This window comes from Streptomyces curacoi (genome assembly GCF_001513975.1).
GTDB classification, from domain to species: Bacteria; Actinomycetota; Actinomycetes; order Streptomycetales; family Streptomycetaceae; genus Streptomyces; species Streptomyces curacoi.
On sequence record NZ_KQ947985.1, the window covers coordinates 438,995 to 453,023 of the forward strand.

Below are 14,029 nucleotides of genomic sequence, written 5' to 3' on the forward strand. Positions count from 1 at the left end.
ACCCTAGATCGGCCCAACTCCTCGGTGCAATAAGATCTTTGCCCTCGGTGCAATGTCAGGAGGACGCTCGTGCAGGACTACCGGCGCCTCGCCGACCGCATAGCCGACGACATCACCGCCGGGCGGCTCAGGCCCGGTGAACGGCTGCCTCCCCAGCGGGTGTTCGCGCGGCGGCGCGGGATCGCCGGGTCGACGGCGGGGCGGGTGTACGCCGAACTCGTACGGCGGGGACTGGTCGTCGGCGAGGTCGGCCGCGGGACCTTCGTCCGGGCGGCGGCGCAACCCGGGCGGAGCGGGCGCTCGCTCACCGAGGCCGCGACCGCCGCCGCCGTGAACCTGGAGCTCAACTACCCTGCCGTGCCCGGACAGTCGGAACTCCTCGCCCCCGCCCTCGCGCCCCTTCTCCGCCCCGACGTCCTCACCGAGGCCCTGCACCCGGCCGCCGCCACCGGCACGCCCGCGGCCCGGGAGGCGGTGGCCGCCCTCCTCGCCACCGCGGGCTGGCGCCCCGAACCCGACCGGTTCCTGTTCACCGGCAACGCCCGCCAGGCCATCGCCGCCACCCTCGCCTCCCTGGTCCGCCCCGGCGGACGCGTCGGTGTCGAACCGCTGACGTATCCCCTGGTCAAGGAGATCGCCGCCCGCCTCGGCATCACCCTGGTCCCGCTGGCGGCGGACGAGGACGGGGTCTGGCCGGAGTCCGTCGCAGCCCTCCACCGCAGTGCCCCGCTGTCCGCGCTCTACCTCCAGCCGACCCTGCACAATCCGACGTCCCGGACGATGAGCGCGGACCGCCGAGTGCACCTCGCCGCCGCCGTGAACGCCCTGAACATCCCCGTCGTCGAGGACCGCATCTGGTCCTTCCTCACGGACGACGACCCCCTCGCCGTCCACGCCCCGGACCTCACCCACGTCGTCGACGGCCTCTCCAAGCGCGTCGCCCCAGGACTCACCGTGGGCTTCGTCGCCGTACCCCGGCAGCGGGTCGAGACGGTGGCGGCGGCCGTGCGGTCGGGTGGCTGGAGCGCGGGACGGTTCGCCGTGGAGGCGGCCGTGCGGTGGACCGGGGACGGGACGGTGGAGCGGCTGGTCGCGGCGAAGCGGGCCGATGCGGCGGCCAGGCAGCGGATCCTCGGCGAGGAGCTGCGCGGATTCGCCGTACGGTCCGATCCGCGCGCCTACTTCGCCTGGTGGGAGCTGCCCGCCCCATGGCGAGCGGACACCTTCACGGCCGCCGCGGCCGAACACGGGATCGCCGTGACCCCGGGCCCTGCCTTCACCGTCGATCCGAACTGCACGCCGGATGCCGTCAGGCTCGGGCTCGGGTCGGTTTCGGAGTCGGGTCTGCGGTGGGCGTTGGGGATGCTTGTCGGTGTTGTGCGAGCGGTTGGGTGAGGCGGCAGAGGGGGGCGACTGCCAGGCCGAGGACACTTTCGCCGCCGTGGCGGCTGGGCGCGGGGTCGCCGTGAGGCCGGGGCCCCGCCTTCACCGTCGATCCGAACCGCACGCCGGATGCCGTCAGGCTCGGGCTCGGGTCGGTTTCGGAGTCGGGTCTGCGGTGGGCGTTGGGGATGCTTGTCGGTGTTGTGCGAGCAGTTGGGTGAGGCGGCAGAGGAGGGCTACTGCCAGGCCGAGGACGATGAGCAGCCAGGACACCGTGCGCAGGGTGGCGGTCAGGGCGTCGTAGACCGCGCCCGCGGCCGGGCGATGGGCCGCCTCGGTCAGGTCGGCCAGGGTGAGCTGGCGGCCGATCGCCACCGCGAGGAGCAGGAACGCGCCGCCGAGGGCCGTGCCCAGCGCGGTCGCCGTGACCGCGCGGCGGCGGCAGGCGGCGACGGCGATGCCCGTCGCGGCGAGGACGGCGGCCGAGACGGGCAGCCAGAAACCGGCGACTTCGAGCACGTCGTATCCCTTCCTGAGCCGGTCCAGCTCGTGCGCCGGGAGCACGGCGACCTCGGTGTGCTCGACCGGGATGCGGTGCGCCAACGGGACGTGGTCGTCGGCGAGGTGGCGTTTGACCTGCGCGGTGACCGGGGCCAGGTCGACGGTGACCGGGCGGTCGCGCCCGTCGTGGAGGGCGCTCAGCACCGCGTCGTGGATCGCCCTGTTGCTCGCGTCCCACGCCGTGTGGAAGGCCTCGCTCCGGGTGAACGAGCGCACCGCGTCGTACACGAAGGGACGCAGGGTGCCCTGCTCGTCACGGGTGCCGAGCCCGGGGTCGAGCCGTGGGGCCACCTCGTGCAGGATCCCGGCCCCGACGGTGTCCGCCACCGCGCCCTGCACGGCCGGATCGGCGGCCAGCGGCGCCATCGCGGTGACGTAGCGGCCCGTGTCGGCGAGCCCGTACGTCACCCAGGCCGCCAGCGCGCCGAACGGCACGAGGAGGCACGACAGGGCGATCAGCGCTGCCGACAGGGCGTTCCGCAGACGGGTGGGCACCTCTTCAGGCAAGGGTCACGGGGGTGGATGTGCCAGCCGCGTGACTGCATACGGCCGCACGATTCCGCTCTCCGGTGGAGCGTTCACCCGAACGGGTGTCTCATGGATCCAGGGCGTGTTCGTGGGTGGATGAAGGGGAATGGGGCGGCCCCGGCGCCAGTGGCGGCCGGGGCCGATCCGTGCTCGCCCCTCACCTGATCCGGTGGCCCTGGGCGTCCTCGTGGGTGTAGTAGCGGTAGAACAGCACCGCGAAGAAGCCCGCGCCGATCACGGCGCCCATGATCGCGGACCGGAGCACGGTCACGTCGGCCTGGCTGTACAGGAACCCGAACGCGCTGCCCGTGAAGGCGAACCACAGCAGTGCGTGCACCTCGCGGATCGTGCGCGAGGCGACCCAGCGCACGGCGATGTACAGCAGCGTGAACGCGGCCGCGGTGACGAAGCCGAAGAGCAGGTTCCAGCCGGTGATCTCGCCGCCGGAGCGCCGGTTGGCCGCGGCCCAGTAGCCGTAGAGGAGCCCGAGGACGATCGGTACGGCGACGCTCGCGACGCGGTGCGTCCGCGCGCTGAAGACGTCGGGCAGGCCACGCGCGCCGGTCGTCGTGTCCGTGGCGCTCGGCGCGCCCGTGGGGCCCGTCCTTCCGGCCCGTCCGCCGGGCGCGGGTGCCGCATGAGCCATGAGAGCTCTCCTCTCTCCTCGCCCCCGCCATCCAGCGCACACCTGAGACCGTCGGCCGGCAAGTCGGCGGCGGCCCCGGGCACGGCCACGGGAACCCCGGGTACCCGGATGCGGCTGAACCAACGGCGTGTTTCGCTGAAGCCCATGAGGGCCGTAAGCGACGGTGAAGCCGGCCCGCAGGACGACGTGCGCCGACCGCAGCTGCTGCGCGTGCGCGGTCGCAGTGTCGCCTGGGTGCCGCCGCTGCTGCTGCTCGTCGGCATCGTCCTGGTCGACTTCCGGACCAGCAGCGACTTCCGGATCCTCTCCTGGATCGTGCTGGTCCCCGGCATCGCCGCCGCGATCTGCGGAGTGTGGGGCACGGCCGTGTTCGCGGTGCTCGCGCCGGTCACGTACATCGCCGCGGACGCCGTCCTGCCGCACGAGTACCAGGCCGGCCTGCCCGACCTCGTCCTCGCCGGCATCGGCGGCGTCCTCGCCACGCTGGCCTGCGTGGTCCGGGTGCGCGGTGAGCGGCGCATGCTGCACATGGAGGACGTCGCCGCCACCATCCGCCGCACCGTGCTGCGCCCGCTGCCGCCGGGCTGGGGCGGCCTCGACCACGCGGCTGTGTATCTCGCGGCCGACAGCGAGGCCCGCGTCGGCGGCGACTTCTACGACATCCAGACCGGCCTGCACGGCACCCGCGTGATCCTCGGCGACGTCCAGGGCAAGGGGCTGGCGGCCGTGGAGGCGGCGGCCGCGCTGCTCGGCACCTTCCGTGAGGCCGCCTACCACGAGCCGGACCTGACGACGGTCGCCGTACGTCTGGAGGTGCGCATGCAGCGGCACATCCGGATGCGCACGGCCCTCGGCGGCGAGGACGGCGACCGGTTCGCCACCGCCGTCCTGCTGGGCTTCCCGCAGGAGCAGCCGGACGCGATGGACGCCGTCGTCCTCGGCCACGAGTCCCCGCTCGTCGTCGGCCCCGACGGCGTACGGTCGCTGCTGCCCGCCCACGGCCTCCCCCTCGGCCTCGGGGAACTCGCCCCCACCGACGGCCCGCCGCCCGTGCGCCGGGTGCCCCTCGCGCCCGGCGAGACGCTGCTGCTGACCACGGACGGGGTGACCGAGGCCCGGGACGGCGACGGCGTCTTCTACCCGCTCGCCACCGAGGTCGCCGAGGCCGTCGCCGCCGACCCGGGCATCGCGCAGCCCCGGCGCCTGGTCGCCTTCGTCCGGGAGAGCACGCTGCGGCACTGCGGCGGGCATCTCGCCGACGACACCACGGTGTTCGCGGTACGGCGGCGGGCCGGCCGGGGGAATGGGGAGGGAAACGGACGTTTGCAGCCCTGAGATCCCCTCTTTGCAGCCGCAGCGGTTACGGTGCTGCCGTACGTGATCGACGGGGGATGGGGAGGGACCGATGCCCGGAACCGTGCTGCTGCTGGCCGCCGCCCCGGCGGGCAGGGGCTGTCTGGTGGACGCCGCCTCCGTGCTCCCGGTGCTCGCCGCGGTCGCGCCGCCGGTGCTGTCCGGCACGGACACGGCGAACGTCGTGGAACTCGCCGACCCGCTGGAACCGCAGGCCGTCCTCACCCGGCTGCGCGCCGCCGCGATCGCCCCGGGCCCGCTCACCGTCTTCGTCACCGGCCAGCTGCAACTGGACCGCCGCCAGCACCTGCCCCACCTCGCGCTGGCCCGGACGACCCCGCCGACCGTCCGCTACACCGGCTTCCCCTGGCACTGGATCCGCGAGGAACTGCGCCTTCGCGCACCGGGCTCGACGACCCTCGTCCTCGACCTGCACGCCGACACCGAGACCTGGGAGTGGCTGCGCGCCCATCCCCTGGACTCGGGGCGCAACAACGCGGTCTACGGCCGTATCGCCCCGCCGCCGAACCGCCGTACGGTGGCGGCTCCGGCGTACATGAAGGCCGTCGCGACCCTGCTGCGCAGCGGCCACCGCCCGCCCCTCGACCAGCTCCACCAGCAGGCGCTGGCACGGATCTCACCCGAGGGCGGCATGGGCATCGACATCGTGCTCACGGCCCAGAGCGGTACGCAGATCCCGCCGCAGGGTCCCGCACCGGCCTTGCCGCCTCCGCTTCCGGGGAGTGCTGTGCCGGTCGAGGCTGTACCGGTCGGGGCCGTGTCGGTCGAGGTGTCAGAGCGTGCGCAGGCCGTGCCGCAGCCGCCGGAGCGTCCCCTGCCGAGCCCGGTGCCGGAACCCACGCTGGTTCTGCTGCCGGCGCCCCCGCAAGGTCCCGCGCAGATCCCTGCACCCGGCCCTGCGCCCAGCCCCGCCCCCGGTGCTCCCCCGATTCCCGCGCACAGCCCCGCTCAGGGCTCCGCTCAGACCCCGGCGCAAAGCCCCGCTCAGGGCTCCGCTCAGAGCCCCGCTCAGGGCCCCGCGCCGGTCGACCCGCACGCTGCCATCGCCGCTGCCGTGGAGGGCGGCCGGCACGGTGAGGCCGAGGCGTTGGCCGCTCACTTCGAGCAGGTCGCCCTGCGTGCCCTCGGGCCCGCGTCGGAGGAGGCCCTGCACTGGATCGAGGTCCGCGCGGATCTGGCGATGCTGGCGGGGGACGCGGTGCGCAGCTGCCGCACCTGGCTGACGGTCGCCTCGGCCCGGCTCTCCGCGGGACAGGCGCCGGACGCGCCCGCGGTCGAGGCGGCGGTGGACCGGGCCCACCACCAGTGGGGGCAGATCAAGGACGCCGCCCCCGCACGTGAACTCGGCCCCGTGCTCGCGGAGCTACGGGGCCGAGTGCCGGGACGACGGCGGGGCGCTCTGGAGAACGTCCTTCAGCAGCTGAAGCAGCTGCAGACAGGGGTCACTTCGTGAAGATGAAGTACTTCCAGGCGCCGTATGTCGTCGTGTTGACGTTGTCGCCCGACTTCGTGTCGATGTAGGAGGAGCGGAGCCGGAAGCGGACGCCGGTGGGCGGGGTGCCGTCCAGGACGACCGAGTCCTTGCCGTAGGAGTCGAGCGCGAAGTACTCGGTGTCCGTGGTGTGCCAGGCGCCGTCGGAGTAGGCCTGGACCTGGAACTGGTACTTGCGGCCCGGGTACGGCGTCATCGTGGTGTTGTAGACCGGGTCCTTGGACTGGCGGAAGTAGTAGTACGTCGCGTTCCAGGCGGTGGCCGTCTTGTAGGCGCCGCTCAGCGACGTCGAGATCTTCACCTTGGTGTAGACGGTGTTGGTCACCGTCTTCGCCGCGTACCGCGTGTCGCCCGTGAACTTCGCGCTGACCTTGGTGTCGCGGGTGAGGTGGACGGTCGCGGACAGGTTGCCGCTGGAGTCGGCCGTGCCCTTCTTCACGAGCGCGTTGGGCTTGTCGGAGCCGTACGGGTCGGCCCAGATCTCCACTGTGCGGTTCTTGTACGTGGTGCCGAGGTGCGCGGTGAAGGTGACGTAGCTGCCGTAGCCGTACGTCTTGAGGTTGTTGTCCAGCGTGAGGGTGGTCGCTGTCTTGGCCACGGACACCGAGTCCGAGGCCGTGGCGCCCGCGTGGTCCGCGTCGCCCGCGTACGTGACGGTGTACTTGACCGTGCCGCCGGCCGGCGGGGTGTCCGTGAAGGAATACGAGCCGTCCGCGGCGACGTTCGCCGTGCCGAGCGCCTTGCCGCTCGGGGACTCGTCGTCGGTACGGGTGACGGAGACCGTGGTGCCCGCCGGGAACGCGGCCGAGGAGGTCAGCGTGCCGGTGAGGGTGAGGGGCTTGGCGCGGGTGGCGGTGGCGGGGGCGTTGACCGTGAGGGTGCTGGACGTCTTCGTCGGGTCGTCGTGGACGTGCAGCGCGTAGCCGTCACCGGCGGTGCGGGACACCGCGAACAGCTTGCTCGCGTCCGGCGCCCAGGCGAGCCCGCGCGCGGTGAGCTGGTCGGAGCCGAGGTCGTACTCCTTCAGCGGGAGCGTGGTGCCCGGCTTGAAGACGTGGACGTCCGGCTCGTCCGTGGAGCTGGTGCCCGCCGCGACGTCGCCGTTCGGGGCGATGTCCACCGCGTTCGGGTACGGGTTGGTGGGGTACGTCCCGTCCTTGGACAGGTCCGTGAGCTTGTAGACGGCCTGGTAGTACGGGAAGCCGCTGGCCGTGACGACGTCCTTGCCGTCGGGCGTGACGGCCAGGTCCATCAGGTTGCCGCCGCCCGTGTCGCCGGGGTCGAAGGCGTGCGCGGTCTCGCTCGGCGTGCCCGAGGAGACGTCGTAGACCGCGAGGACGACCGGGCTCTGGTCGGGGGCGCCCGCGACCAGGGTGCCCGGGGCGCCGGCGGAGGCGTCCAGGATCGGGGCCGAGTACCAGGCGTTGGTGGGCGCCTGGTTCAGGGTGACGACCGGGTCGGTGCCGCTCAGGTCGAGGGAGCCGATGTTGCCCTGGGCGGCGCCGCCGTAGCCGAACCAGATCTTGCCGCCGGTCTCGGCGAGGTAGCGGGGGTCGGCGGTGCCGGTGGAGTAGCGGTGGGCCTCGGTCGCGGTCGCCGTGTCGATGGCCACGATCGCGTCGGCGTCGCCCACGGCCGCGTACACCGTGCCCGAGTCCGGCGACAACTCCAGGCCACGCACGCCGGGCAGCGAGCCGACGGTGCCGACGACCGCGCCCGCGTAGTCGGTGACGACGACCTGGCCTGCGGTCGGGTCGCTGATGAAGACCCGCTGGTGGACCCCGTCGACGACCATGTCGCCGGTCGACTTCAGGGGAAGGGACGTGCTGGAGTCGGCCGCGGCCGGCCCGGCGCCGGTCGCGACCAGGGCGACCGAGCTGAACAGGACCGCGAGCGCTGTCGCGGCAGGGAGAGTGCGTCTGCGCACGGTTTCGAACCCCCCGGAACGAAAGAAGCGAGAAGGGCGGCCGCGGCAGAAGAGGCCACGCGCGCCGCCGTGAGTGATCGAAGGCTAGGTCATGGCGCTGACAGCGGGGTGAAACGGTGCTTAAGAGGCGGGTGTGAACATGGAAGCCCCCGGCGGGACAGGGGGGAGTGTCCTCGCCGGGGCGGTTCGGGGTGGGGCGCGGGAAGTTGGCCAGGCCCCACTTGTTGTCGTCGCGCGCGTTGGAGTTCCACAGGGCGTCGCGCGGCGTCTTGGCCATGTTCTCCATGGTGACCAGGGCGGGCGTGTCCCACTTGCCGGTGCCCGGGTCCAGCCGGGCCGATTTCAATTAAGCCGCCGACCCACCCCCCACCCCCAGCCGTGTTGGCCCCTGACCAGGGCAATCAATTCAGTGGGAACCGGGGAATCGATTTACGCATCTCCTTTGTCAGGACAATTAAATTCCATGATCATTTCTGATTTGTCCGTCGGCTGCGTGGAGGTACGTACGCATGGGCCGTCCCGAAAGACCCCTGGACCCGGCGGCCGGTCCCGTCGCCCGGTTCGCCCACGACCTCCGCGAGGTGCGCAAGGCCGCGGGCAGCCCCTCGTACCGGCGCATGGCCGAGGCGGCCGGCTTCTCCGCGACAACGCTGTCGCAGGCCGCGGCCGGCGAGCGGCTGCCGTCCCTGGCCGTCGCCCAGGGGTACGTCAGGGCCTGCGGCGGCGACCCCGCCGAGTGGGAGGTCCGCTGGAAGGAGGCGGAGGCGGCGGTCGCCGAGGCGGTGCGCGAGGAGCCCGCGGACAGCGCACCGCCGTACCGGGGCCTGGCCCGCTTCGAGCCCGCCGACCGGCATCTGTTCTTCGGCCGGGACCGCATGGTCGAGGAGCTGCACCGACTGGTGTGCGACCACCGGTTCGCGGTGCTGTTCGGGGCGTCCGGCAGCGGCAAGTCCTCGCTGCTGCGGGCCGGGCTGATCCCCGCCCTGCGCGAGGAGATCGCCCGCCGCAGCCGCCCGGCGGTGCTGCGGGTGCTCACCCCGGGCGCGCGGCCCGCGCAGACGTACGGCCACCTGCTGGCCCCCGCCGAGGACGAGCCGGAGAGCTGGGTGGTGGTCGACCAGTTCGAGGAGGCCTTCACCCTGTGCCGGGACCGCGAGGAACGGGCCCGCTTCATCGACCTGCTGCTCACCGCCCGCGATCCGGACAGCCGGCTGCGGGTGCTGGTCAGCGTACGGGCCGACTTCTACGCCCGCTGCTCCGAGCACCGGGGCCTGGCGGACGCGCTGACCGGTGCCGGGCTGCTGCTCGGACCGATGACGGCCGACGAACTGCGGGCGGCGGTGACCAAGCCGGCGCAGGCCGCCGGACTGCTGGTGGAGCGGGAGCTGACCGCGCGGATCGTCGGGGAGGTCGTCGACCAGCCCGGCGGGCTGCCCATGCTCTCGCACGCGCTGCTGGAGACCTGGCGGCGGCGCAAGGGCCGGGTGCTCACCCTGGCCGCGTACCAGGCGGCCGGCGGGGTGCGCGGCGCGATCGCGGCGACGGCGGAGGAGGTGTACGAGCAGCTGACCGAGGCCCAGGCGCGCACCGCCCGGCATCTGCTGCTGCGGCTGGTCGAGCCGGGCCGGGGCACCCCCGACACCCGGCGCCCGCTGACCCGCGCCGATCTCGCCGAGTGGACCGACCCGGAGGTGCCGCAGGTGGTCGAGCGGCTGGCCCGCGCCCGGCTGCTCACCGCCGACGAGGACGGCGTCCAGCTCGCCCACGAGGCCCTGATCACCTGCTGGCCGCGGCTGTCCGGCTGGCTGGAGGAGGACCGCGAGCGGCTGCGCCACCACCGGCACCTGACCGAGGCCGCCCGCGCCTGGCTGGAGCACGACCGGGATCCCGGCGGGCTGTACCGGGGCAGCAGGCTGGAGCGCGCGCGGGAGATGTTCGCGGACGACGACGGCATGCTGACCGCGCCGGAACGGGAGTTCCTCGCCGCGGCGGTCGAGGCGCGGGCGGCGGAACAGCGGGCCGCCGCGCGCACGGCCCGCAGGTCCCGGGTGCTGGTCACGGCCCTGTCCGCGGTCCTGGCGGTGGCACTGCTGGTGAGCCTGGCGGCGTGGAGCCAGCACCGCGACAACGAGCGCCAGCGCACCGACACCGCCGCCCGCCGTATCGCCGCCGTCGCCGACTCGCTGCGCACCACCGACCCGCGCACCGCGATGCTGCTGGGCGTCGCCGCCTGGCGCGTCTCCCCGCTCCCCGAGTCCCGCCGGGCCCTGCTCGGCGCCCTCGCCCAGCCCGAGCAGGACACGTTCACCGACCCGGCCCCCGGCGACAGCCCCCGCCGCTTCCTCACTCCGGACGGCCGCACCCTGCTCAGCGTCGAGGACCGCACCTGGCGGACGTACGACGTGGCCACGCACCGCCGCACCGGCTCGGGCCGGCTGCCGGTCGGCGGCGACCAGGTGGGCGCGGTCTCCCCCGACGCAAGGGTCGTGGCGGTGAGCGGTGCGGACGGCATCCGCCTGTGGAACACGGCCACCGGACGCTGGACCGGCGGGCCGTGGCCGGCGTTCTCCGACGTCGGCATCGCGGGCGAGTCCTATCTGGTGACCGGCGCCGACGACGAACGGGCCCGTGTGCGCTCCCTCACCGACGGCCGGCCGCTGTTCGAGAGCGCCGCGGCCGGCAGCGCGGACCTGTCCCCCGACGCCCGCGCCGTCGCCGTCTGCCCCACCGGCCGCCAGGGCGCCACCCCCCAGGTGTGGGACATCGCCGGCCACCGCACCCTGCCCGGTGACTGGACGCGCGACAAGGAGGCGTGCGCCGACAACGACGCTCTGCTGGCCATGGGCGACGGACAGCGGCTGGCCGCCGTCACCCCGGCCGGCATGCGCGTCTGGGACACCGGCACCGGGAAGCAGCTGGCCGACCTCACCGTCCCGGGCGTCGAGTACACCGCCTTCAGCCGGGACGGGAGGTTTCTGGCGGCGGCCGACGGCACGGAGATCAAGGTGTGGCGGCTGTCGTCCCCCGACGCGCCGGTGTTCCGGCACTCCCTCAACAACCAGTACGTGTACGGCGGCCTCGCCTGGGACCCCGAGCGCCCCGTCCTGCGCTACCTGGAGGCCGGTACGGTCCACTCCCTGGACGTGGCGACGGCGGTGACGCCGGCCTGGCAGGACGACAACGCCCTGTCCGGCGTCCGGCTCGCCCCCGACGGCCGCACCCTCGCCACCGCCGAACGCACCGGCACCGGCACGGGTGCCGGCTACCGCTTCCAGCTGCGCGACATCCACGACAGGGCGAGTGCCGTACGGACGCTGCCCTCGCCGCCGCTCCCCACCGCTCGGAAGGGCACCGACCCGGTGATACCCGCCGACACCCTCGCCCTGACGGCGTTCAGCCCGGACGGCGGCCTGTTCGCGTACGGCGTCTCGGCGCCGGGCCGGGAGGCGGCCCCGCAGCGGATCACCATCTGGGACGTCCGCCGCAGCAGGGTCCGGGCCACCCTGGACCTGGCCTCCGCCGACTCCTCCGGGGCGGTCATCGGCCTCGCCCTGGGCTCCGGCGGCCGCACGCTGTACGCCGTGCGCACACCCGGCATCGGCGAGCTGCGCGACGAGGTGTGGGACACGGCGGGCCACCGCCGCGTCTCCGTGGTGACCGGTCTGGACAGCAGCCACCTGGCCGTCCGCCCCGACGGCGCACTGCTGGTCGGCGACAACCGCACCGCGCGCCTCCCACACGGCACGGTGACCGGGAAGGACCTCGTCCAGGGCGACCAGATCGGCGCCCTCGCCTTCAGCGGGGACGGCGCACGGCTGGCGGTGGGCGACGGGACCGGCCGGGTCGCGCTGTGGGACGGGGAGCTGCGGCACAAGGCCGGGGTCCTGCGGAGCGTCTTTCCGGCCCGGCTCGGCGACATCCCGGAGGGCGTCGGCGCGCTGGCCCTCAGCCCCGACGGCCGCACGCTCGCCGTGGGCGGCACGTCGGGAACGCTCCAGCTGTGGGACGTGGCCACCCAGCAGCCGCTGGGCGGACCTCTGCCGACGCCGGGCGAGGAGATCGACTCGGTGGCGTTCAGCGAGGACAGCGGCACGGTGTACGCGGCCGGGACGCACGTCCCCCTCCAGCGGTACGTCGTCGATCCCGAGCGGGTGGTGGAGCGGGTGTGCGCCCGGGTGGGCGGGACGCTGACGCGGGGGCAGTGGCGGACGTACGCGGGGGATGTGCCGTACCGGCAGGTGTGCGGGCACTGAATTGTTTGCCCTGATGAGAGGGGGTGCCGATCAACTCTCCGGCTGCCAGCCTCGGGGGAGCCGTGGCGCGGGCAACCTCCTCCGCTCGCGTCACGGCATGATCGCCCGGGCTTCGCGCCGAGCGAAGGCGGCCGGTCGTGGCGCGGAGTTCTAGGGCGCGGCCCGAACCGTGCCCTGGGTCTGTACGGCGTCCCTGACCTGGTACGCCGGCCCTGGGTCCGCCGCCCGGGCCGGGCCCGCGTTCGCCGCCAGGATGAGTGTCGCCACGGCCACCACGGCGGCGGCGACGCCTCGTGTATAACGCTCGGTGGTGCTGGTGCGTTCGAGCACGGCGACCTCTCACAGCTCTCAGCAGCAATGTATTAAGCGCGTTTAATACACGGTTTAACCTAGGGGTCGTCCAAGCCGAACGGCAAGGGTGCAGGGGGAGTTGGGGGCCATGGCCGAGCGTGACGACCCGGGGACCATCGGACGCCGCGTACAGCGGTTACGGGTCGAACGCGGGCTGACCCAGCGGCAGGTGGCCGAACCGGCCTACACGCCCGCGTACATCTCCACACTGGAGGCCGGCCGGGTGCGGCCCTCCGACGACGCGCTGAGGCATCTCGCCGAGCGGCTCGGCGTCGGGTTCGAGGAGCTGGCGACCGGGCGCCCGGCCCGCCTCGCCACCGATCTGCGCCTCAGGCTGACCGAGGCACAGCGCACGCTGGCCACCGGGGAGGCCGAGGCGGCGGCGGAGCAGTACGCCGCCCTGCTCGCCGAGGCGCGCGAGCACCAGCTCGTCGAGGCGGAGGCCGACGCGCTGCTCGGACTCGGCGAGTGCGGCATCGACACGGGCGAACTGACCGCGGCCCGGCGCTGCTTCGAGCAGGCCGAGCAGGTGCTCACCGCAGCCGATGCCCCGCTGCCCGCCCGCGTCCCCGCCCTGCGCGGACGCGCCGTCTCGCACTACCTCGCCGGTGAACTGCGCTACGCCGTCTACCTGCTGGAGTCCACCCTCGACGAGCTGAACCGCGGCGGACTGCACGACCCCGACGCCCTCCTCCTGCTCTACGCCAGCGTCATCGGCCCCTACATGGACATGGGCGCCCAGGCCCGCGCCGCCCAGGCCGCCGAGTACGCCCTCGCCCTCGCCCCGCAGGCCGGCGATCCCGCCCTGGTGGCCCGCATGCACCGCTCGGTCGCCCGCACCCTCCTCGCCGAAGGGCGGATCGCCGAGGCCGACGTCTCCCTCGCCAAGGCCGCCGAGCTGTACCGGCAGCTCCAGATCCGTACCGAACTCGCCAACTGCCACTGGATGCGCGGCTACGTCCACGCCCAGAACGGCGACCTGGAGAGCGCCGAGGTGGAACTGCGCGAGGCGCGGGCCATGCTCACCGCCCAGCGCGCCGCCCTCTACACCAGCCAGGTCGTCGTCGAACTCGCCGACGTACTGCACCGGCGCGGCAAGTCCGACGAGGCCGCCGCCCTCCTGCACGAGGTGCTCAGCGACCTCAGCCCCGAACGCGGCGCCCTGCACTCCGCCGCCGCCCACCGCCTCCTCGGCATCATCGCCGAGGACGCCCGCGACACCGAGACCGCCGAGGAGCACTACGTCCGCGCCCTCAGCCTGCTGGAGCGCGCGGGCGCGGCCGGCGACCTGGCCGACCTGTGCCGGCTGCTCGGCGATCTGCTGCGCCGCACCGGCCGGGTGGAGGCGGCGCTGGACGCGTACCGCACGGGGCTGGGACACCGTACGGCCCCCGGCACCACCACCCTCGGACCCGCACCCGCACAGCCTCCTCTGTGAGGAACCCGAGGCTGCGCACAGGCCGCACCGGCTGGCTTGCGCGAGGGCATCTCGGGGACATGACCGGCGGACGAGG

The 14,029-nt window shown here is 73.9% G+C and carries 9 protein-coding genes; 5 read left to right on the forward strand and 4 right to left on the reverse strand.

The genetic code is table 11. The features are described from left to right. Nucleotides 1-69: 69 nt before the first annotated feature. On the forward strand, nt 70-1,395 hold the full coding sequence (locus AQI70_RS07450; protein WP_062145717.1) for an aminotransferase-like domain-containing protein: 1,326 nt from the start codon (nt 70-72) through the stop codon (nt 1,393-1,395). Between the two features lie 123 nt (nt 1,396-1,518). On the opposite strand, the gene AQI70_RS07455 is transcribed toward AQI70_RS07450, so the two are convergent. Beyond that, entirely contained in the window at nt 1,519-2,439 is a 921-nt protein-coding gene (locus AQI70_RS07455; protein ID WP_062145719.1) for a hypothetical protein, read from the reverse strand. 190 nt (nt 2,440-2,629) lie between these two features. Continuing rightward, nucleotides 2,630-3,118 (reverse strand): hypothetical protein, encoded by a 489-nt coding sequence (locus tag AQI70_RS07460; RefSeq protein ID WP_062145721.1) that lies wholly within the window; start codon nt 3,116-3,118, stop codon nt 2,630-2,632. 144 nt (nt 3,119-3,262) lie between these two features. Between AQI70_RS07460 and AQI70_RS07465 the strand changes: the two genes are divergently transcribed. Then, nucleotides 3,263-4,453, forward strand: a complete 1,191-nt coding sequence (locus AQI70_RS07465) for a PP2C family protein-serine/threonine phosphatase (protein ID WP_062146511.1) — start codon at nt 3,263-3,265, stop codon at nt 4,451-4,453. 70 nt (nt 4,454-4,523) lie between these two features. Continuing rightward, nucleotides 4,524-5,945, forward strand: a complete 1,422-nt coding sequence (locus AQI70_RS07470) for a hypothetical protein (protein WP_062145722.1) — start codon at nt 4,524-4,526, stop codon at nt 5,943-5,945. Here AQI70_RS07470 and AQI70_RS07475 read toward each other — a convergent pair. Further along, a complete protein-coding gene (locus tag AQI70_RS07475; protein WP_062145724.1) occupies nt 5,935-7,911 on the reverse strand; it encodes a hypothetical protein in 1,977 nt (658 codons plus the stop codon). The two genes, AQI70_RS07470 and AQI70_RS07475, sit on opposite strands and share 11 nt — an antisense overlap. 509 nt (nt 7,912-8,420) lie before the next feature. On the opposite strand from AQI70_RS07475, the gene AQI70_RS07485 reads away from it, so the two are divergent. Beyond that, complete coding sequence (locus AQI70_RS07485; RefSeq protein WP_062145728.1) at nt 8,421-12,164, forward strand: nSTAND1 domain-containing NTPase; 3,744 nt, start codon at nt 8,421-8,423, stop codon at nt 12,162-12,164. 150 nt (nt 12,165-12,314) lie between these two features. Here AQI70_RS07485 and AQI70_RS07490 read toward each other — a convergent pair whose 3' ends face one another. Continuing rightward, nucleotides 12,315-12,494 (reverse strand): hypothetical protein, encoded by a 180-nt coding sequence (locus AQI70_RS07490; protein ID WP_062145730.1) that lies wholly within the window; start codon nt 12,492-12,494, stop codon nt 12,315-12,317. 109 nt (nt 12,495-12,603) lie between these two features. On the opposite strand from AQI70_RS07490, the gene AQI70_RS07495 reads away from it, so the two are divergent. Further along, complete coding sequence (locus AQI70_RS07495) at nt 12,604-13,953, forward strand: helix-turn-helix domain-containing protein (RefSeq protein WP_062145732.1); 1,350 nt, start codon at nt 12,604-12,606, stop codon at nt 13,951-13,953. Nucleotides 13,954-14,029 lie beyond the last annotated feature (76 nt).

Bases quoted from the DNA above. Each gene is read 5' to 3' on its own strand.
- AQI70_RS07495 (WP_062145732.1), top strand. From the start codon at position 12,604: ATGGCCGAGCGTGACGACCCGGGGACCATCGGACGCCGCGTACAGCGG.
- AQI70_RS07460 (WP_062145721.1), bottom strand. From the start codon at position 3,118: ATGGCTCATGCGGCACCCGCGCCCGGCGGACGGGCCGGAAGGACGGGC.
- AQI70_RS07485 (WP_062145728.1), top strand. From the start codon at position 8,421: ATGGGCCGTCCCGAAAGACCCCTGGACCCGGCGGCCGGTCCCGTCGCC.
- AQI70_RS07470 (WP_062145722.1), top strand. From the start codon at position 4,524: ATGCCCGGAACCGTGCTGCTGCTGGCCGCCGCCCCGGCGGGCAGGGGC.
- AQI70_RS07465 (WP_062146511.1), top strand. From the start codon at position 3,263: ATGAGGGCCGTAAGCGACGGTGAAGCCGGCCCGCAGGACGACGTGCGC.